This is a genomic window from Enterobacter sp. EC_50, from assembly GCF_019584525.1.
Lineage (GTDB): Bacteria > Pseudomonadota > Gammaproteobacteria > Enterobacterales > Enterobacteriaceae > Enterobacter > Enterobacter roggenkampii.
Genome location: NZ_VDAF01000105.1, coordinates 1 through 253, shown reverse-complemented (window position 1 = coordinate 253; position 253 = coordinate 1). Strand labels below are relative to the sequence as shown.

Here is a 253-nt window from a genome sequence, read left to right as displayed (position 1 = left end):
TCCTACGGGAGGCAGCAGTGGGGAATATTGCACAATGGGCGCAAGCCTGATGCAGCCATGCCGCGTGTATGAAGAAGGCCTTCGGGTTGTAAAGTACTTTCAGCGGGGAGGAAGGCGTTGAGGTTAATAACCTCAGCGATTGACGTTACCCGCAGAAGAAGCACCGGCTAACTCCGTGCCAGCAGCCGCGGTAATACGGAGGGTGCAAGCGTTAATCGGAATTACTGGGCGTAAAGCGCACGCAGGCGGTCTG

Annotated in this window: 1 rRNA gene; it reads left to right on the top strand. The window is 56.5% G+C overall.

Features of this window, described 5'->3' with window-relative positions:
- A 16S ribosomal RNA gene (locus FHC48_RS23210) occupies window positions 1-253 on the top strand; the annotation flags it as partial.